19 protein-coding genes and 1 riboswitch are annotated in these 19,518 nt (G+C 40.0%); of the genes, 14 read left to right on the top strand and 5 right to left on the bottom strand.

The features are described from left to right. Positions 1-260: 260 nt before the first annotated feature. The 3 genes from ACXAF2_RS01460 (at position 261) to ACXAF2_RS01450 (ending at position 3,601) form a co-directional block, all read left to right on the top strand. The gene (locus ACXAF2_RS01460; RefSeq protein WP_475137053.1) at positions 261-536 is read left to right on the top strand and encodes a YkvA family protein; all 276 of its coding nucleotides are present in this window, start codon (positions 261-263) and stop codon (positions 534-536) included. Between the two features lie 275 nt (positions 537-811). Beyond that, positions 812-1,240: a DUF4395 domain-containing protein gene (locus tag ACXAF2_RS01455; protein WP_475137052.1), complete on the top strand. Its 429-nt coding sequence runs from the start codon at positions 812-814 to the stop codon at positions 1,238-1,240. A 426-nt stretch (positions 1,241-1,666) separates the two neighbouring features. Next, positions 1,667-3,601 (top strand): endonuclease MutS2, encoded by a 1,935-nt coding sequence (locus tag ACXAF2_RS01450; protein WP_475137051.1) that lies wholly within the window; start codon positions 1,667-1,669, stop codon positions 3,599-3,601. 70 nt (positions 3,602-3,671) lie between these two features. Here ACXAF2_RS01450 and ACXAF2_RS01445 read toward each other — a convergent pair whose 3' ends face one another. Further along, positions 3,672-4,427 carry a ZIP family metal transporter gene (locus ACXAF2_RS01445; protein WP_475137050.1) on the bottom strand — a complete coding sequence of 252 codons (756 nt, stop codon included), beginning with the start codon at positions 4,425-4,427 and terminating at the stop codon, positions 3,672-3,674. Between the two features lie 109 nt (positions 4,428-4,536). Between ACXAF2_RS01445 and ACXAF2_RS01440 the strand changes: the two genes are divergently transcribed. The 3 genes from ACXAF2_RS01440 to ACXAF2_RS01430 all read left to right on the top strand — a co-directional run bounded on the left by ACXAF2_RS01440 (position 4,537) and on the right by ACXAF2_RS01430 (position 7,754). After that, positions 4,537-5,070 carry a YhcN/YlaJ family sporulation lipoprotein gene (locus tag ACXAF2_RS01440; protein WP_475137049.1) on the top strand — a complete coding sequence of 178 codons (534 nt, stop codon included), beginning with the start codon at positions 4,537-4,539 and terminating at the stop codon, positions 5,068-5,070. A 114-nt stretch (positions 5,071-5,184) separates the two neighbouring features. Then, positions 5,185-6,405, top strand: a complete 1,221-nt coding sequence (locus ACXAF2_RS01435) for an MFS transporter (protein WP_475137048.1) — start codon at positions 5,185-5,187, stop codon at positions 6,403-6,405. Positions 6,406-6,896: 491 nt separating this feature from the next. Then, positions 6,897-7,754 carry a CvfB family protein gene (locus tag ACXAF2_RS01430; RefSeq protein ID WP_475137047.1) on the top strand — a complete coding sequence of 286 codons (858 nt, stop codon included), beginning with the start codon at positions 6,897-6,899 and terminating at the stop codon, positions 7,752-7,754. 100 nt (positions 7,755-7,854) lie between these two features. On the opposite strand, the gene ACXAF2_RS01425 is transcribed toward ACXAF2_RS01430, so the two are convergent. Together ACXAF2_RS01425 and ACXAF2_RS01420 are read right to left on the bottom strand one after the other, a co-directional pair. After that, positions 7,855-9,075 carry an MFS transporter gene (locus tag ACXAF2_RS01425; protein WP_475137046.1) on the bottom strand — a complete coding sequence of 407 codons (1,221 nt, stop codon included), beginning with the start codon at positions 9,073-9,075 and terminating at the stop codon, positions 7,855-7,857. Between the two features lie 447 nt (positions 9,076-9,522). After that, positions 9,523-10,638 (bottom strand): glycosyltransferase family 2 protein, encoded by a 1,116-nt coding sequence (locus ACXAF2_RS01420; protein ID WP_475137045.1) that lies wholly within the window; start codon positions 10,636-10,638, stop codon positions 9,523-9,525. 200 nt (positions 10,639-10,838) lie between these two features. On the opposite strand from ACXAF2_RS01420, the gene ACXAF2_RS01415 reads away from it, so the two are divergent. After that, positions 10,839-12,344, top strand: a complete 1,506-nt coding sequence (locus ACXAF2_RS01415; protein ID WP_475137044.1) for a phytoene desaturase family protein — start codon at positions 10,839-10,841, stop codon at positions 12,342-12,344. Between the two features lie 47 nt (positions 12,345-12,391). On the opposite strand, the gene ACXAF2_RS01410 is transcribed toward ACXAF2_RS01415, so the two are convergent. Together ACXAF2_RS01410 and msrA are read right to left on the bottom strand one after the other, a co-directional pair. Then, on the bottom strand, positions 12,392-12,550 hold the full coding sequence (locus ACXAF2_RS01410; protein ID WP_187443352.1) for a hypothetical protein: 159 nt from the start codon (positions 12,548-12,550) through the stop codon (positions 12,392-12,394). A gap of 57 nt (positions 12,551-12,607) precedes the next feature. Continuing rightward, on the bottom strand, positions 12,608-13,138 hold the full coding sequence (gene msrA / locus ACXAF2_RS01405) for a peptide-methionine (S)-S-oxide reductase MsrA (protein WP_475137043.1): 531 nt from the start codon (positions 13,136-13,138) through the stop codon (positions 12,608-12,610). 218 nt (positions 13,139-13,356) lie between these two features. Further along, a riboswitch (cobalamin riboswitch) is annotated at positions 13,357-13,554 on the top strand. 134 nt (positions 13,555-13,688) lie between these two features. Between msrA and ACXAF2_RS01400 the strand changes: the two genes are divergently transcribed. The 7 genes from ACXAF2_RS01400 to ACXAF2_RS01370 are packed head-to-tail and all read left to right on the top strand — an operon-like array spanning position 13,689 to position 19,511. Next, a complete protein-coding gene (locus tag ACXAF2_RS01400; RefSeq protein ID WP_475137042.1) occupies positions 13,689-14,654 on the top strand; it encodes an ABC transporter substrate-binding protein in 966 nt (321 codons plus the stop codon). After that, positions 14,617-15,675: a FecCD family ABC transporter permease gene (locus ACXAF2_RS01395; protein WP_475137041.1), complete on the top strand. Its 1,059-nt coding sequence runs from the start codon at positions 14,617-14,619 to the stop codon at positions 15,673-15,675. Before ACXAF2_RS01400 ends, ACXAF2_RS01395 begins: the two co-directional genes overlap by 38 nt. Then, complete coding sequence (locus ACXAF2_RS01390) at positions 15,672-17,132, top strand: adenosylcobinamide amidohydrolase (protein WP_475137040.1); 1,461 nt, start codon at positions 15,672-15,674, stop codon at positions 17,130-17,132. The genes ACXAF2_RS01395 and ACXAF2_RS01390 overlap by 4 nt, the downstream gene beginning before the upstream one ends. A gap of 43 nt (positions 17,133-17,175) precedes the next feature. Beyond that, complete coding sequence (locus ACXAF2_RS01385; protein ID WP_475137039.1) at positions 17,176-17,757, top strand: bifunctional adenosylcobinamide kinase/adenosylcobinamide-phosphate guanylyltransferase; 582 nt, start codon at positions 17,176-17,178, stop codon at positions 17,755-17,757. Next, positions 17,744-18,535, top strand: coding sequence for an adenosylcobinamide-GDP ribazoletransferase (locus ACXAF2_RS01380; RefSeq protein ID WP_475137038.1), 792 nt, complete (start codon positions 17,744-17,746; stop codon positions 18,533-18,535). The genes ACXAF2_RS01385 and ACXAF2_RS01380 overlap by 14 nt, the downstream gene beginning before the upstream one ends. Further along, positions 18,493-19,122: a histidine phosphatase family protein gene (locus ACXAF2_RS01375; protein ID WP_475137037.1), complete on the top strand. Its 630-nt coding sequence runs from the start codon at positions 18,493-18,495 to the stop codon at positions 19,120-19,122. The genes ACXAF2_RS01380 and ACXAF2_RS01375 overlap by 43 nt, the downstream gene beginning before the upstream one ends. Beyond that, entirely contained in the window at positions 19,074-19,511 is a 438-nt protein-coding gene (locus tag ACXAF2_RS01370; RefSeq protein WP_475137036.1) for a bifunctional adenosylcobinamide kinase/adenosylcobinamide-phosphate guanylyltransferase, read from the top strand. Before ACXAF2_RS01375 ends, ACXAF2_RS01370 begins: the two co-directional genes overlap by 49 nt. Positions 19,512-19,518: the final 7 nt, after the last annotated feature.

Here is a 19,518-nt window from a genome sequence, read left to right as displayed (position 1 = left end):
TCCTAATACTCAATCTAAAAGATTATAACACGCGAGTATGCTAAAAAGATAGAGTGTTACCGCGAACAGTGAGAAATTTACCGGCTATTTACATAAGCGGATAAAGGATTTTGAATGGAATGTAGGGATGCGGGGTTCGCTACCGCTTTAAGGAAATGAGCCGAAAATTTTGAAGATCTTATATAGATTCGCTAAGTTCTTCCCTAATTTAGTTTGATATGCTAACGTAAGAAAAAAAGATTGGTGATGAGATACGAATGATGAGGTTTATGAAGCGGGTGAGATTTCTTTTTAATGTTCGCAGGTCGGTTCCGTTTCTGGTTGATTTTTTTCGGTCTAAAGAGGTTTCGCTATTTAAGAAGGTATTGTCAGTTGCGTTGGTGGGAGTGTATTTCTGGCTGCCGTTTGATTTGATTCCCGATGTTTTTATTTTGTTTGGAATTGTTGATGATTTGGCAGTGTTTGCGTTAGTTCTTCAGCTTATAGTGAAGATGGCTCCTGAAGAGTTACAGCATCGATACGAGTTAAAGAAATGATGCAGAGCATCACGATGGATGGGCTTCTATCATAGACTGTAAAAGACTATGCTTTAGATTTTTAACAAGCTTACAGAACTTAGAGCTAAGCGAAGGTTTCTAAGGGCAGCTTATGATGAACAGCTCAATGCAGAAATACTCAGGAACCTGTAAATGATGAGAACCGGAATCAGCCAAAAAATGGGCGGCTGCTTTCGGTTTTTTATTTTGATTTTTTCTGATGAATCCGCTACACTTTAATTACACAAATACCAATCAGAAAGGTAGGAATTAAAGTGGGATCACCTTCACTCAATTCAATACCGAAACCTTTAGTACAATTAAATCAGTGGTTCATCGTTTCTACTATAGCCATTTCATGGATGCTTCAAATAGAATTCATCTTATTGCTTCCATTTATGGTGGGATTATCAGCTATGATATTTAAGTTCAACCCAGTCATAAAGGCAGGGAGGATTTTCTTAAAGAAAGAGTATTCATCGTATCCACCTGAAGACGCTGACCTGCAGCGGTTTAACAACATGATTGCCGTGATTTGCCTAGGAGGAGCAATCATGAGTGCTCTAGCTGGATGGAACACAGGATTCTACCTTTTTTCAGGAATGGTATTTCTTTCAGCGTCCATCGCGCTTGGGGGATTCTGTGTCGGTTGCTTTATCCGTTTTCAATGGAAAAGGTTCCAATATAAAAGGTCTGTACAGTAGCCTATTGACAATGAATCCCATACATCGTAAACTATACATGAATTAAATTACTGTATACAAAGGGAGTATGTTTTATGTTAGGTGTCGTTCTTAACTAACCGTGAAATGAATACGGACATTTTGCAGGCAATAGCCTTAAAAACAGGTTATTGAATAAGCTTATTTAGCTTTGCCTTCAAAGTGTAGTTAAGAACAATGGTCATAGCATACTCAATCCTTTAATAGGAGAGCTGTGTCTTTGTGCACAGCTCTTTTTGTGTACATGGATCGGGAAATCTGTGCAGTCGTTTCAAACTTCCAGTTATGAACGATTCACGTTTTACGTAGACACATGCGATTATTATTGGTAAGTCAGTATACGAGTGAGTAAGACCACAATGGACATTGTTCGTTGTGGTCTATTTTTTTATATGGAGGAGAAAAACATTGAACGAAAAGACTTTTCAAACATTAGAATTTAACAAAGTGAAGGAAGATTTGACACGGTTTGCCCTTACAGAAGAGGGGAAAAAGGAATTAAGGAACATAATGCCATCAAACAACAAACGCCAAATTGAAATGCGTTTAGGTGAAGTAACGGAAGCTGTAAGTATCCTGGAAAAAAGTGCAAGTATACCGATTCACGCTTTGGATGGAGTTGAAAACATTGTAGCAAACCTGAATAAAGGGGTGCCTTTGAAACCAGATCAATTTACAAGCCTCTATTATTTTCTGGATGCATGTAAAAAAATTAAAAAATTCATGGAGGATAAAAAATGGGTGGCTCCAAGGGTATCTTCATATGTTTATTCAATTGAAGAGATTCCTGAGATCGGGGAAGAAATCAATCGATGCATCCGTAATGGAAGAGTAGATGATCACGCCAGTAAAGAGTTGTTAAGGATTAGAAAACAAATGGGGATTCAGGAGGATCGGTTAAAGGATAAAATTCAAGCGATTGTAAAGTCAGCCAAATATAAATCCTATCTACAAGAATCGATTGTTAGCCAGAGAAATGGGAGGTATGTTCTCCCTATCAAGAAAGAATATAAAGGAAAAATGAAAGGAGCGGTATTGGATTCATCTGCTTCAGGATCGACTCTCTATATTGAGCCTGAGGAATTAAGCATTCAGCAAGATCAGCTTTTATATTATAAACTTGAGGAAGACCGTGAAATTGAGAACATTCTGTGGGCGCTAACTGGGCTGGTTCAAACGTATGAACCACAATTAAAGCTGGCGATTGAGACGATGGTGCATTACGATGTCCTATTTGCTAAGGCGAAGTATAGCCGTTCCATTGATGGAGTAAGCGCGTTAGTAAATGAAAATCATCAAATACATTTAATGAATGCGGTTCATCCCCTGCTTGGAAAACAGGCAGTACCACTATCCATTCAGATGGGTGAGGATTTTCATGCATTAGTGATAACTGGACCTAATACTGGAGGTAAGACAGTCGCCATTAAAACGGTGGGCCTTCTCACTCTCATGACCCAATGCGGCCTTCATATCCCCGCAGAAAAGGGTAGTGAAATCAGTATTTATCAAGATATACTTTTAGATATAGGGGATGGTCAAAGTCTTCAGCAAAATTTAAGCACTTTCAGCTCCCATATAAAGAATATTATCCAAATATTAAAGGATACAAATGATCAAACGCTGGTTCTGTTAGATGAATTAGGTTCCGGTACGGATCCCCTTGAAGGAATGGGGCTGGCCACAGCCATCCTGGATCAATTATATGAAAAGGGAGCCACGATACTCGCAACTACCCATTACAGTGAAATAAAGCATTTTGCAGAAGAGCATGAAGGCTTCGTGAACGGAAGTATGGAATTTAATATTGATACATTACAACCTACGTATAAGCTCGTAGTGGGTAAGGGGGGCGAGAGTCAAGCATTTGCCATTGCGTTAAAGCTGGGGATGCACCCTGAGATCATTGAAAAGGCCCATGAAATCACGTATAGAGAAAAGAAATGCTATGACCTGGGAGAAATCGATTATCATGCGAAGAAGGAAATGGAAAAGCAGGTGATCGTAAACAAATATAAAAAAAGGAACCATAGTAAATCTTCTTCAAAGGGGGAGAGTGGAGGTCAATTATTTAGTAAAGGTGACAATGTTAAGATTTCAGCGAGTGGAGAATTCGGGATTGTATATGAAGGACCAGATGATAGAGGGGATTATACGGTGCAAATTAAGGGTGAGAAAAGAATAATTAATCATAAACGTCTGGATCTTTATGTTTCTGCGAAAGAGTTATACCCCGATGATTATGATTTTGATATTATCTTTAATAGTAAAGAAAACCGGAAAAAAGATAAGCTGATGGGAAAGCGGTTTGTTAAGGGTTTAACTATAGATCATGAAGAATAAACGTAAAAAACGTCCTTTAGCATTTGCTTAAGGACGTTTTTACTATACCAAAGGGATTATAAGGAAATGGTTACGACAAGTTTGTCAGTATATAAGAAAGTATGATTCCCAATGAAGATAGAAATCCGACAATGGGCCCGCCTTCTTCAAACGCCTCGGGCAGCATCGTAGAGGATACCATGGCTAATAATCCTCCTGCCCCGAACGCTCCGATTATGTAAGATATGCTTTCCGATGCATCTTGTAAGAGTGTATACCCGAGCAGGGAGCTAAGGGATGAGAGAACGACTACGCTTCCCCAAAGGGTAAGAATTTTACCTGTACTATATTGATCAAGCTTGAAACCGATACTGCTTGATAAGGATTCAGGTAAGTTACTTATGAAAATGGCGATGATGAACACCCATTGTATTGATTGGTCTCCTATAAAGCTGACTCCAATAATGATGGATTCGGGTATTGCATCCATTATGGTTCCTACATAAATTGCTAATCCTGAGTGACCATGGGGGTTCTTCTTTGACCTCTTTCTTTCACTTCCACCTTTCTTAGAAATGAAGATTTCGAAAAGAGTGAATAAGAGAGCACCTAGTAAGAACATAGATGTGAGATGGAATAGGTTCGCATTCCCTTCTGCCTCACTTAGTAAATCAAAGGTGGCAGAGCCTATGATCAACCCCGTTCCCAATGCCATGATATAAGCGACAATTCGTTTTGATATGTGCAAATAAATCCCCATAACAGCACCGATTAGTAGGGATAAACTTGTAATTCCTCCCCAAAAAGCAGCCTGGAACATTTTTTCACCTCCATAAACATTCTTCATATCGAGTTTTCCCTTATTGTGTGATGAATTAAACACTATATCAGTCGTTGAATAGTTTTAATGAACTGTGGGGATAGTAAGTTTGAATAATATTTAGGAGGTAGTCAAAATGAAAAAATATTTATTGATTTCCCTTTTGGGAATAATGTTCATGAGCATATCAGCGGGATGTGGAATGGGGAATAATATGAACGAAGAAGGACAGGAAATGAATAATAGGAATTTGGAAAAAGTGAACTATAAAAATAACCAGGCAAATCGTGATTATGTGAATAATCGTGAATACGTAAATGACGGCATGATGAGAGAAAATTATTCTCTTGCCGATAAAGAGGCAAATAAAGTCGCTAGTCTAAATGAGGTTGAAAGTGCTTATGTATTAACAACAAATCAAAATGCTTATGTAGCGGTAAAACTTGAAGATAATACGAATGATAATGTCTCAAAAGACTTGGAAAAGAAAATCTCGGATCAAGTGAAGAGTGTAAACGGGAATATAAATAATGTATATATTTCAACAAACCCTGATTTCACAGATAGTATGAGAGATTATGCAGATAAAGCAGAGAACGGAAAACCGATAGAAGGACTTGGCGAAGAGATGGCTGATATGCTAAGAAGAGTATTCCCCGACAGAGAATAATAAAATGGGAAAAAGTCGAACATTGCTTCGGCTTTTTTTATTTGCCTGTAGGAAATGGACAGGGAATTCAGTATACTATTTAGAGTAACGAAATAAAAGGGAGGAGTGACATTTTTGGCTCAAACAGCTGTGAAACCCCTGCAAAATCCTACTATTTACGGTATTCTATTAGCCATTAGCTCTGGTCATTTTATAAATGATACGTTACAGGCAGTTGTTCCGGCCATGTTTCCAATCATTGAGAAATCCTTGCAGCTGAGCTATACCCAAATCGGCTGGATCGCATTTGCCCTCAATATGACCTCTTCAATGTTGCAGCCAGTATTCGGTTATTATGCGGATATACGTTCGAAACCTTATTTACTTCCTTTAGGAATGCTATCAAGCTTAATTGGTTTGGTGGGCTTTGCATTATCAGGCCATTTTATATGGATCATTTTGTCGGTGTTGTTCATCGGCTTCGGCTCTGCCATCTTTCATCCAGAAGGTTCAAGGGTAGCATATATGGCAGCTGGAAACCGCAGAGGCCTGGCTCAATCGATTTACCAGGTAGGTGGGAATACCGGGCAGTCGCTTGCCCCATTGATTACGGCATTTATATTTGTTCCATTTGGCCAAAAAGGGGCTTTGTGGTTTTCCATTGTAGCAATATTAGGGGTCATTGTTTTATTTCATGTATCCAATTGGTACTCTGAACAATTACGTTCTAATGAAAAGGTGAACCGACATAACAAGACAAACGTGAAGAAAAACCCGATTCATAGAAGAATTAAATGGGCAATGGTATTAGTAGTGTTTTTAGTGTTTGCCCGTTCATGGTATGGAGCTGGGTTATCCAATTACTACCAGTTTTATTTAATTGAGGACTACGGCCTTTCAATTAAAGAAGCACAAGCATACATTTTTGTATTTATGTTTGCCGGAGTACTGGGAACCTTCTTGGGAGGGCCGCTAGCAGACCGTTTTGGAAAAAGGAATATCATTTTCTTTTCAATGTTAGGTGCTGCCCCGTTAACTCTTGCTTTACCTTACTTATCTTTAAGTATTGTCTATCCATTTATCTTTTGCATCGGTTTTATTTTGTCTTCAAGCTTTAGTGTAATCGTTGTGTATGCACAGGAGCTTTTGCCACACAAAATTGGTATGGTATCAGGACTGACCGTGGGACTTGCCTTTGGAATGGGAGCTGTAGGTGCAGTCATCTTCGGAGGACTCGCAGATCTATTCACCATTCGTTTCGTCATGATCCTTTGCAGCTTTCTCCCACTGTTAGGTATGATGACGTTCTTACTGCCATCAGATGAAAGTGTACGGGGGTTTCATAAACATCTATAGAACGAATAGAGAGTGATTGGACAGGTGAAAAAATCCAGCGATCACTCTTTTCGATTGGCTCTTTTCATAAAGTTTGTTGCTATTGTAGAGGAGAAAGTAATAGTTGATTTCTGCTCCAGGATGCTCGCTTTCCGCGGGGCTGGCGGTGAGCCTCCTCGGCTGCGCCTCCGGGGTCTCACCTGTCCAGCTATTCCCGCAGGAGCAGTTCCCCTCACCATCCAGCATAAACCTGGTTGACAGAGCCTTGGCAGATTCCATCCTAGAAAACAACAATCTTTGCGAAAAGAGCCTTTCGATTTAACTGAAAATGATCATTCGGTCAGTGTGATTATTTAATGTAAGAATTCTTTATTTTCTAAATTGAAGGTTTATTATAAAAATCTCCTTACACACTATACATAATCACTGAAAAAAGCTATATTTAGTGAATACAAAACTTGAGTAGAGAGAACTTAAGTTAATAAGTAATTGAAATAGGAGGAACTAGAATAATGTCTTCTTTAAAACCAGGTACGGTAGTGGATTTATACGTTGATCATGAAGTCCCTTATGGTTTCTTTTTAACGAATGAAATAGATCGTGTGCTATTGCACCATTCTGAAATAACAGAAGAGATTCAAGAAGGAGATACTGTGAAGGTATTTCTTTATCATGATAAGGATGTTCGCCTTACAGCGACAATGCGAATCCCTAAAGTACAAGTCGGTGCTTACGGATGGGCTGAGGTAGTGGATAAAAGGGAGGATTTAGGTGTTTTCGTTAACATTGGCCTTCCTAAGGATATTTTAGTCTCGGCAGATGATCTTCCTAAATTCCTGGAACTTTGGCCAAACCCGGGTGATCAGTTGTTTTTAACACTGAATCGTGATAAGCAGGACCGCTTATACGGACGATTAGCCACCGAAAATATCATTGAGCAGGTGTCTAGAAGAGCATCTACAGAAATGATGAATGCAAAAGTGCAAGGACGTGTGTATCGACTGCTTAGAGTAGGAACCTTCTTCTTATCCGAACAAGGCTATCGATGCTTCGTTCATGAGAATGAACGAAAAGCGGAACCAAGACTGGGAGAGCTGGTTGAAGGGAGAGTCATCGACGTTAAGGATGACGGGAACTTGAATGTATCGTTCTTACCGTTAAAGCAGGACAAAATGCTGGATGATTCGGAGATCATTCTCGAGTATCTGGAACAAAGAAATGGAGCCATTCCTTATTGGGATAAGAGTCTGCCCGAAGAAATTAAAGATCGCTTTAATATGAGCAAAGCTTCCTTCAAACGAGCCCTAGGAAAACTCATGAAGGAAGACCGGGTTTATCAAGAAGAAGGCTGGACTTACTTAAAAAAGTAAAAGCAATAACGGGAGGTTCGCCCAGAGGGTGTAGTCCTTCCTGGTTTTTATTGAACATATACAAAAGAGTGCTGACCAAAACTGTCAGCACTCTTTTGTATTATGATTCTATTTGTTTCACATTTTGCTGTGCTTTCTGCATACTTACGGATTTAATAGGCAGGATCGTGCCTATCAATGCGATGAATGCACATCCGATCAATACAGTTGGGTATCCTGATACTGCAATTGTAGATAACACCCCGAACACGACAAGGTCCAGGACGGAATCTACAATGGAAAGCAGGGAAATTGTAGTCGCCCTGATCCCGGACGGAATCAAATCATTGCTTAATTGAGCGTATATCGGATAACGGATGGCTCGAACCAGTCTTAATACGAAAAACGATCCCAGAACAATCCATAATGAAGAACCGAATAAAGCGGATAACAGTAAACCTATTACGGCTAACAAACCAGATACACTCATAAGCTTCACCCTCGAAACCTTTGCAGTCATCCATCCAATGGAATTAGAAGCAAAATAACCCACGACTGCCGAAATGGCGTAAAAAACGCCAATTAAATAAACAGGCAATCCAGCCTCCTTCATCAAAGGTTGATCGAAGTATTGATAAACAGCACCTGCAGGAATGAAGACCAATGTTACGTTTAGAAACATCATTAAAAGCTCAGGTGCTTGACGAATCACGCGGATACCACTTTTAATCTGAGAAAAAGGATTCTCCCTTGTGAAGGAGTCCATAGAGGGCTGCTTAATTCTGAGAACAAAGAAAACCTCTATTAAATGGAATGCCAATCCTAAGATAATAAGTAGATTAAATTGGCTGTCAGCTAAATCTTTAGCTAAATAAGAACCGAATAAAACGGCAATCAGCATACTGATAAAAGTAGCAGATTGAATTTTGCCCATAGCATGATCCATGCGATTTTCTTCATTGGATTCTTTGAGCGAGTCATAAATTAGTGCCTCGTCAGCCCCAGAAAAAAAAGTCACGCTAAACCCATTCAAAAAACTGTACAAGAAAAACATCCAGGGATCATAAGCAAATAAAAGAAGCACAATACTAAGGATTTTAAGCACAGAACCAAATAAAAAGGAATACTTTGCCCCAAACCGATCAGCAAACATTCCGGTTGGAACTTCTCCAATTAATACAGCTCCACTCCAAAACATGAGTAGAATCAAAATGTGAGAAGAAGTTAATCCTCTTTCGAAATAGAATAAAGTCAAGACTGGTTGAAGAAAACTGATCGTACCAAAAAAAGAAATCCAAAATAGCATCCGGATATTATGGGATGCAATCGTTCGTTTGTCCATATATGTCTCCTACTTCCTAATATAGTACTATTTGTCCCGGAAGAAGGAGCGTCGTTTCATGTATAAGGAACTTAAACGTTCACTCCTCCTTGAAATGTTGAAAGTGTTTTGAACGTTTTTTGCATGTTATTTCCTCCTTATAATTGATGCAATCAGTTTAGCACAATGATGAGAAAAAGAAGAGACTTATTTGTTCGACAAATATCTACATATAGGAGTCATATGGAACAAGGAGGAAACTAGAAGAGGGAACCGAGCAAATCGGGTGATGTATGGCTATTGAAGTGGAGGACTTCCTCGGTTCTTATCATTAAAATGGTCTAATTTTTAAAAATTTATTCACTATTTGTAAAATGGTTAGAGATGGGGGGACTTAGATGACTTGATGGTTTCGAAAGGAAATAACGAAATGAATAGTTACCCATGCGAAAATATTTATAAGGATGATCATTTCATCTTTTCATCCTTCCCTTTATCTAAATAAATGTATCGATCCTTCCACTTTGTGTTTTTCGTCAAAAATGTTGTAAACACCGAGTGGGAAAATGTCATCACGAAAAATAAAATATGGACTGGAAATAAAAGCGTCTCAAAAATGGTGAAATTTCCAATTCTGCTAAGAATGAAATACAAGTAAACACTTAAAAAAAAGTATTGAATCATATAAATATATGGGTCTGTCCATACCATTACCGGTGAATGTATGATAAAAGAAGTGAGTGAGGTAATCCACAAAGAGGATAGCACCAAAAGGATGATGTTTGTCGATTTTGCCCCCGAAGCGAAGCTCTTCGACCACCCGTGGAATAACTCACTTAACCCGTTCCCATACATTCTCATGGATATGGCATTTCTCCCGCTGGCTGCTTCTACTAATTCTCCACATTTTTTTGCGCGTTGACTTAAAGTAAAATGCTCCACCATATCGCCTTTGATTGCTTCGTGTCCACCTATTCGCTGATATACAGCTCTTGAACACAGGAAGCACTGTCCAAATCCACCCGAAGGCTTGACCAACCCGGAAAAAAGATGAGTTACACTTGTAGCGGCGAATACCATTAAATGAAACATCATGGATAAAGTCTCATATCCACTATTCATCTTATGATAGGGATGAATGCTCAGAACTCCCTGACATTGCTGTTCTTGATAGGTCTCACATATTCTAAGAAGTCCCGCTTGCTCGAACCATGTATCTGAGTCAACAAACAGTAAGAATTCACCCTTTGCTGCTTCCGCTCCATTCCAACAAGCCCAAGATTTTCCGTTCCATCCATTTGGAAGAGGGGGAGTATCCACGACTGTGGCACCGAACTCTTCAGCTATTGCCTTTGTTCGATCCTTGGATCCATCATTTACAACGATTACTTCAAACGGCTGAATAAATTGCTTTTGAATACTCGATAATAGATTTCCAATCGTATGTTCTTCATTTCTGGCAGGAATGATAATGGAGCATTTTTTTACGAGAAAACTATTCCTTACATGAATGGACTTTTTGACTATAGGGATTCTAATAAAAAGGAAAACCGTAAGAATAACGGTCACTAACCAAATATACATTCTTTCACCCTCTGATCTTTTGGTTTTTATCGACATTTTAACCATTTTCGTTAAAGGTGATACCTTTCTTCATCAGGATTGGATGTATTTTGTGTATAAGTTCATGTCAAATTTGTTTGAAGTCAATCAAAATGGGCACAATGGAATGCTGAATAAGCGATTTTAGTCGAAAACGATCTTTCTCTTAAGGAGGAAATGAAATGAAGAAGAAAGTGATAGTAGTAGGTGGTGGATTAGGAGGTATGTCAACAGCGATCCGTCTTGCCTCAGAAGGATATGACGTTACCATTGTTGAAAAAGGGGAAAGACTTGGCGGGAAATTAAACAAAAGAGAAGGAAAAGGCTTTTCTTTCGATACAGGACCATCGATCCTTACGATGCCGTGGGTACTGGAAAAAGTCTTTGCTCATGCAAGCCGTGATCTGTATGATTATGTGGATATTATCAGAGTGGAGCCGGGCTGGAGGACATTCTTTGAAGACGGAAAGGTCGTGGATGTATCTTCGGACCTTCCAACGATGTTAGAAGAAATGAAAAAGACATCCATGGAGGATGCGAATAACTTCTTTAACTATTTAAGCTACTGTGGAAAAATGTATGAGCTCACAATGAAAAGCTTCTATAAAAAGAGCATCAATGGTTTGCAGGACCTACGCACGATGCATCCGGTCAAAGAATTACTGCAAATGGATCCGATGAAATCCATGGATGCAGCAAATCGTAAATTCATTAAAGACAAGCATTTGCAGCAGCTGTTTAATTTCCTGATCATGTATGTCGGTTCGTCACCTTACCATGCACCAGCCATCATGTCACAGCTTACACATGTTCAGTTGGGGATGGGAGTCCATTACGTAAGAGGCGGAATGTATAAAATTGCAGAGGCAATGGCAAAGGTGTTGGAGGAACTCGATGTAGAGATTCGCTTAAATTGTGAAGTTGAGGATATCCTTACCACTGGCAGCCGTGCAGAAGGAATACGTACGAAAATAGGAGAAGAGCTGATGGCGGACATCGTGGTATCAAATTTAGAGGCGATTCCTTGCTATAAATCTCTTTTGGCTGATTATCATGAGTCTCCTAAGGAAGTCGGGGAACTAAGCAAGTATGCCCCTACCGTTTCAGGGTTGGTTCTGCTGCTAGGGGTAGACCGTAAATATGATCATCTTGCTCACCATAACTTCTTTTTCAGTAAGGATCCAAAAAAAGAATTCAGGCAAATTTTTGATGAGAATAAGCTGGCTGATGATCCGACGATTTATATTGGGATCTCGTCGAAATCGGATCCCACACAAGCTCCTGAAGGAAAAGAAAACCTGTTTGTGTTGACACACGTGCCACCATTAAAAGAGGGCGAGGATTGGACTCAATACAAAGAGTCTTATCGACTCAAAGTACTGGATAAGCTGGAGAAAATGGGTGTAACCAATTTAAGGGAACATATTGAATATGAATATACCTTCACCCCTAACGACCTTCAAACCCTTTATGGGGCGAATAGCGGATCGATCTATGGTACTGTCACAGACCGAAAGCTTAACGGAGGCTTCAAGATTCCAAATAAGAGCAGAGTGCTCTCAAATATGTACTTTGTGGGAGGTTCAACCCATCCAGGTGGAGGCGTGCCGATGGTCACGCTTTCAGGACAACTGACGGCGGAACTGATCATTAATGAGCAAGTGAAGGTGAATCGATTCATTGGTTAATATGAAAAGGTGAAGGTTAAATTTAGATAATCTTCACCTTTTTGTTTTTACTGCTTTTCTGAAGAATGATTATCTACCGTATCCGAGTTATTTACATTCTCTTCATCTTCATCAGGATAGGGGTCAAAGAAATTGACGACTTTCCCTGGACCTTCAAACCCGATTACCTGCTCTTTGTCTTCTGTATTTTTCTCATTTTTCTTCATACAAAAACTCCTTCCTGCCATTAGTTTGGCGAAAGGAGTATTTTTTCATCCCACTATTCAGTTCTTCCAATGATTATTTATGAATTGATCGCGTCCTGATTTTGCCCGGTCTTGTTTATATTCATCCGGATTTTTTTTGTAGAATTTTTGATGGTATTCTTCTGCCGGATAGAAAGTGGAGGCAGGAAGAATGTTTGTGACGATAGGCTTATTGAATCGTCCACTGTCAACGATATCATTCTTCGTTTTTTCAGCTAATTGTTTTTGGTGTTCATTATGATAGAAAATAGCTGTGCGGTACTGATCCCCTCGGTCATGGAATTGTCCGCCATCATCGGTTGGATCAATCTGAGGCCAGTATAGCTCTAATAATCTTTCATATGGGAATAAATCAGGATTAAATGTGATTTGAACAGCTTCGTAATGTCCACTGTTTCCTGCTTTTATTTCTTGATAAGTTGGATTTTCAAGGTGGCCCCCTGAATAACCTGACACGACATCAATAATTCCCGGTAATTCATCAAATGGCTTTACCATACACCAAAAACAACCACCTGCAAAGGTAGCGATTTCTTTTTTTTCATTCATTGCTGAACCTCCTGTACCATATGTGCTTCTCTAAAGCAGTAAAGCGATTGCTTGAAACAGATTTTATCACGAAAGAATGGAGGGGACAATCTTTCAGCTCAATAGGTTGCACCGTAAAATGTTTTGAAAAGAAGTATTTCAGCTATTTCCAGCAAAGTTTTTAAATTTCATTCACTATCCGTAGAATCTTGTGTATAATTCTGTTGAACGGAATAATTACATATGACATGAGATCAGGTGAAGCGGAAGTGACGATACTTCTTTGCTTCATAATAGGGAAGTTGGTGTAATTCCAACGCGGTCCCGCCACTGTAAATGGAAGTGAGCTGTATGAATGCCACTGTATCAATGGGTATGGGAAGGTGCAGCAAACAATAACCATGAGCCAGGAGACCTGCCTGATTTCTTTCGCACCACATCTACGCGGATAGAAAGGTGTAAAGTGCATGTTTAATGGTATAAAGCCTTTTATGCATCTTACACAGCATCTCTAGTCCTACTGGAGATGTTTTTTTGTCTGGGAATAAGTTCATTTACAGGAGGAAAACGTATGAAACACACATTCAAAATCATTCTTGTACTAATAGTATCTCTAGGACTCCTTTCAGCTTGCGGTACTGACGGTGAAAGTGTAGAAAAGAATAAAAATAGCGGGGAAACAAGTCAGGGACAATCTGCTTTTCCTTTGTCAGTAAACGACGCCTTGAATAATAAAGTCACGCTGGATGAGCAACCTAAGCATATTGTTTCATTGATTCCAAGTAACACAGAAATTTTATTCGAGTTAGGGTTGAATAAGGAAATTGTAGGGGTTTCAGATTTTGATAATTACCCAAAAGAAGCGGCGGACAAAGAAAAAATAGGTGGAATGGAATTTAACGTTGAGAAGATTATCGGTCTGAATCCGGATTTAGTTCTTGCTCATGAGTCCACTGCTGTGTCGGCAGAAGAAGGGTTAGAACAGCTTCGAAGTGCAGGGGTAAAGATATATATCGTACGTGATGCCAATAGCTTTGAAGAAGTGTACACCACGATGAAAAACATCGGCACATTGGTCGGCAAGGAAGATGAAGCTGAATCCGTCATTTCTGAGATGAAAGCAGATCTAGAATCCATTAAGGAAAAAGTCAGTGGAGTAACTGAAAAGAAAAAAGTGTATGTAGAGGTTTCACCTTCTCCTGACATATATTCGACAGGGAAAAATACTTTCATTGATCAAATGATATCGCTTGTAAATGCTGAGAATGTAATGAGTGAACAGGACGGATGGGTTCAGGTTAACCAAGAGGCAGTCATCGCTTCCAATCCGGACGTCATCATTACAACCTATGGTTTTTATAGTGAAAATCCTAAGGAACAAGTGATGGGCCGAGAAGGTTGGAAAGATGTAACCGCTGTAAAAAATGAAGATGTCCATGACGTACATTCAGATCTAGTCACACGTACCGGTCCGAGATTAGTTGAAGGAGTAGAGGAAATTGCAAAGTCGATCTATCCGGAGTTATTTGCAGAATAAAATATGGATAACATACGGGTTGGCTGTAACGTTTTTACTTTTCGCTCTCTTTACAGGCATCTCGATCGGAACCGTCTCTGTCCCACCGATGGATATTCTGTTCATCGTTGGAGCTAAATGGTTTGGATTCCCTATACCGGGAGAAATTGATCCAATGTTTGCAAATATCGTGTACTCCATAAGATTGCCCAGAGTATTACTGGCATTATTGGTTGGCAGCTCCCTGGCAATTGCAGGAGCTTCTTTTCAAGGACTATTGCGCAACCCGCTGGCTGATCCATATACATTGGGTGTGTCTTCAGGAGCATCGGTCGGAGCTGTTCTTACGTTGTTCTTTAATTGGAGCATTCCGTTCATTGGGAAGTTTACGCTTCCCTTTCTCAGTATTCTTTGTTCGATTATAACCGTCTTCCTCGTATTATGGTTTGCACAGAAGGTTGAAAGAACTATGAAGGTTGAAACCATCATATTGACTGGAATTATTTTCAGCTCTTTTTTAGGTTCCTTTATATCCTTAATGATTGCCCTAACGGGAGAGGAATTAAGACAGATCATCGGTTGGCTTCTTGGAAGCGTGTCCATGAGAGGGTGGGATTACATTACGATAATATTCCCCTTTTTCTTAATTGGAGTGATCGTTTTGTTCCTCAATGGCAAGGAACTGAATGGCATGAGCTTTGGTGAAGAACAAGCCCATCACATCGGAATATCCGTACAAAAAAGAAAACTCCTTATCTTAATTGCTGGAAGTATCCTGACGGGAGCGGCTGTCGCCGTATCAGGTACAATTGGATTCGTGGGGCTCGTAATTCCTCATTTTCTAAGAAGGATAGTAGGGCATGACCATAGACACTTACTTCCTTTGTCCATCATTGTTGGGGGAGGCTTTCTCGTGTTGGCTGATCTCATTTCAAGAACCATCATTGCACCAACCGAGCTTCCGATTGGAGTGATAACAGCTCTTATTGGTGCCCCGATGTTCGCTTATATTCTCCTGAAGAAAAGAGGGATTTCATCATGATAGATGTAAACGGTGTTACAGTAGGATATAACGATAAAATAATCGTGGAAGACATGAATTTTCATATAGATAAAGGAGAATTCTTTGGGATTCTTGGACCTAACGGAAGTGGAAAGACGACGCTGTTAAAAGCCATGACGGGTCTGCTTCCATTAATGGATGGAAGCATAAGGTTAAAAGGAAAAAAACTGCATCATTTTTCTTCAAGGGATCTAGCCACACAGGTAGCGGTACTTCCTCAGATATCGACAGAATCCTTTTCCTATGAGGTGAGGGAGACGGTTATGCTGGGGAGATATGCTCACCAAAAAGGTCTCTTTAAAGGAACGACTGAACGGGATACTGAAATCGTGGAAAAGGTAATGGATCAAACGGGGATTACGTCCTTTCAGAACCGCTTCCTTCATGAATTGTCCGGGGGAGAACGGCAGAGGGTATTCCTTGCCCAGGCTCTCGCTCAGGAGCCACAGGTCCTGTTGCTTGATGAACCTACTAATCATCTTGATCTTTCGTATCAGAAAGCATTGTTGGATTTAATAAAAAATCAAACGGTACACGAAAAATTAACGGTAATCGCGATCTTTCATGACTTAAATTTAGCAAGTTTATACTGTGATCGCTTACTCCTCTTAGACAAAGGAAGAACCAAACTTCTCCACCACCCCGAAGAGGTTCTGAAAGAGAAACATATAGAAGAGGTGTATCATACAAAGGTTCAGAAACAAGCTCATCCTTTAGTTGCTAAACCTCAAATGGTCATTGTTCCTGAGGAGAATGCGACCGAGAACTTTGTGTTAGATGAAAGTTACCTAAATGTGAGGGAAGAATACATCCATTTCTCTGCCCCTTACCCATTAAAATGCATGTCCTCAGGAATTATTGGTGCAGGAATCGGGTGGTACAGACACTTTATCAATCGCAGAGTCCCTGCAGATTATGACTGCTCAGATTATCAAGAGGATATGAAAGAATTTCTTGTTCAGAAAGACCTGGACCCCTCATTTTCTGTAGGCATGATGACGGCACTTCCACTAGATAATATGGTATGTGATCGTTTCGAAGTTCAGGGGCATTCCGTCTTCGTCGTAGTGACAGCCGGTGTCGGGAATGCGATTGATGTCTCTACAAGTTATCAATATGATATTGATTTAAGGCCAGGCACGATTAATACGTGGGTGTTCATAAATGGGAATCTATCAGATGAGGCATATATAGAAGCCCTTGTAACCTCAACTGAAGCGAAAGTGAGGGCCCTTCACGACATGAATGTGAGGGACAGAAGAACTGGTCAACTTGCAACCGGGACACCGACTGACAGTATTCTGATTTCCTCCAGTCAACAAGGTGAGATGGAACCGTTTGCCGGGCCGATTACTCCGATAGGGAAGTTGATTGGGCGCGGTGTGTATGAGGTAACAAAAAAAGCCATTCAACGCTATTTGGATCAAACAGAGTAGAATTATTTCAATGACAGGGTAATTGAGGAGAGGTGGAATCGGCTTGGGAACCCTATATCTTATAACCGGAGGGGTTAGAAGCGGAAAAAGCTCTTTTGCTGAAAAATGGGCAATTGAGAAGAAGAAGTCAAATGTTCCATTGGTCTATCTTGCTTGTGGAGTGAACACTGACAGGGAGATGGAGCAAAGAATCTTGAAACACCAGCAGGACCGGCAAGCGTCTGCTGTGGAATGGTCGACGATTGAATGTCCCAATTCAATTGAAAGGATAATCAACCAAATTCCTCAACACTCCGTTGTTCTGTTGGACTGTCTCACGACTCTTTTAACAAATGAAATGTATGGTAGTAGTGAGGAGAAAGGTCAGTATATAGAAGAGAAAATCTATCAGTCTATCATACAGTTGCTAAATAAAGTTGATGTACTGATCCTGGTTAGCAATGAATTGGTTTCTGACCTCCCAATTGATTCAACCGATATCCTTACTTTCCAGAAACGGCTCGGTGCATTACATATAAGAATGGTGAAAAAAGCATGTATGGCGATTGAAATGACGGCGGGAATCCCAGTTGTGAAAAAGAGGAGTCCGTATGAGGAAGGTCGGTTTCCTCATGATCCTAGTTAAAAGCTTTCTCCTAAACCTGCAGTTTTTTACGATTCTGCCGATCCGTAAAGAATTCTCAATAGGGAAAAGGGAAATGAAGTGGATGGTCCGGACATTTCCACTGATAGGTTTATTTGTAGGTGTGTTTCTTTTAGGAGGTTATGTTTTTCTGAATTCTTTTACGCACATAAGCCCTTTAGGTATATCATTCTTTATTTGGGTGATGCCAATCGTATTAACGGGTGGAATCCATTTAGATGGTTATATGGATGCAAGTGATGCCTTTTTTTCCTATAGAAATAAGGAAAAGCGATTAGAAATAATGAAAGATCCGAGGGTAGGTGCCTTTGGCGTATTGTCGCTGGTGGTATTGCTTTCATCACGGTTTTTATTTATTTATGAAACCATCCTTCAAACCCATTCCACTATTTTGATAGGTATGGTTCTTGTGTCGATTCCCTTTTTAAGTCGAATGATGATGGGGGCGAGTGTAATTCTTATCCCTGCTGCCCAGACGTCTGGAATGGGATATGGTTTCAGTAAGAATGTGACGGGTTATGACCTTATATGGATTGTTTCTGGTTTAGTGCTGGGTGGAGTCGGCAGCTTCTTATTAAATTGCTTTTATCTTTATGCTTTATTCAGCCTGGTGACGTTAGCTTTATTCTGCTTTGTTTATTCTAGATCCATCAAATGGTTTGGCGGTATGTCCGGTGATACAATCGGGGGCAGTGTAGAGGGGGTGGAGTTGTTTTTATGGATGACTATATGGTTATTGCATGTATTCGCCATGGTTTAACAGAGGAAAATGAGAAAGGGAAATACCTTGGCTGGACCAATTCCAGTTTATCTCGAAAAGGAATCGAATTACTTAAAAGGCAAAATGCTTTTTTTGAAGAGTATGAACGATGCTTTTCGAGTGATCTTAATCGCTGTTTAGAAACCGCTCATTTTCTGTTCCCTCACGCTCCATTAATCTCTTCATCCCTTTTAAGAGAGATACACTTTGGATGCTGGGAAGGTCAAACCTATGAGAGCTTAAAGGGTGACGATGCTTATCAGGAATGGTTATTGGACCCATCCATTTCTCCACCAAATGGGGAAGGGATAGAACAATTTGGAAAACGAGTCGATTTAGCCTGGGCACAGATCGTAGCCCAGATAGAAGAGCACAATGGGAAGCGGTACGCAGTTATTACTCATGGTGGAGTCATTCGACATCTATTAACTTCTTTATCTCCTGGACATGTTCACAGAACGTTTTGGGAATGGAAGGTCAACCATGGAGAAGGGTATGAAATGGTATGGAAGACAGAAAATGATTGGAGGAATCAAACATGTACTTCGTTACGGGAGGTTCCTTTAATGGGAAAAGCATGTGGGTGAAAACCCATTTTAATCTTAAAGAAACGGATACAACCTGGATTTCAGTATTTAGTGGAGAAAGGATTCATTTGGATGAAATCAACTTTTCAAACTCTGTCATCGTAATAGAGGGACTTGAGTATGGAATTCGATCAACCATTTTAAATAATGATTCCGAAGTCAGAAAGTCTTTTACAATTTTGATGCAAACCTTAAAGCAGTGGGAAGAAGAAGACCCTGATCGTAGAGTGATCTGGATAGGTTCAGAAGTCGGGAAAGGAATTGTCCCAATGGAAAAGCTGTCCAGGGAATGGCGGGATATGACAGGATGGGTTTATCAAGATCTGGCGAAAATGTCTAATCAAGTATGGCTGGTTTGGTATGGCCTTGCTACATCGCTAAAAGGATAAAGGAGAG

The sequence above is a fragment of the Rossellomorea sp. ABR4_004 genome (assembly GCF_056159585.1).
Note: the sequence above shows the minus strand (reverse complement) of the source record. Positions and strands in the feature narration are given on the sequence as shown.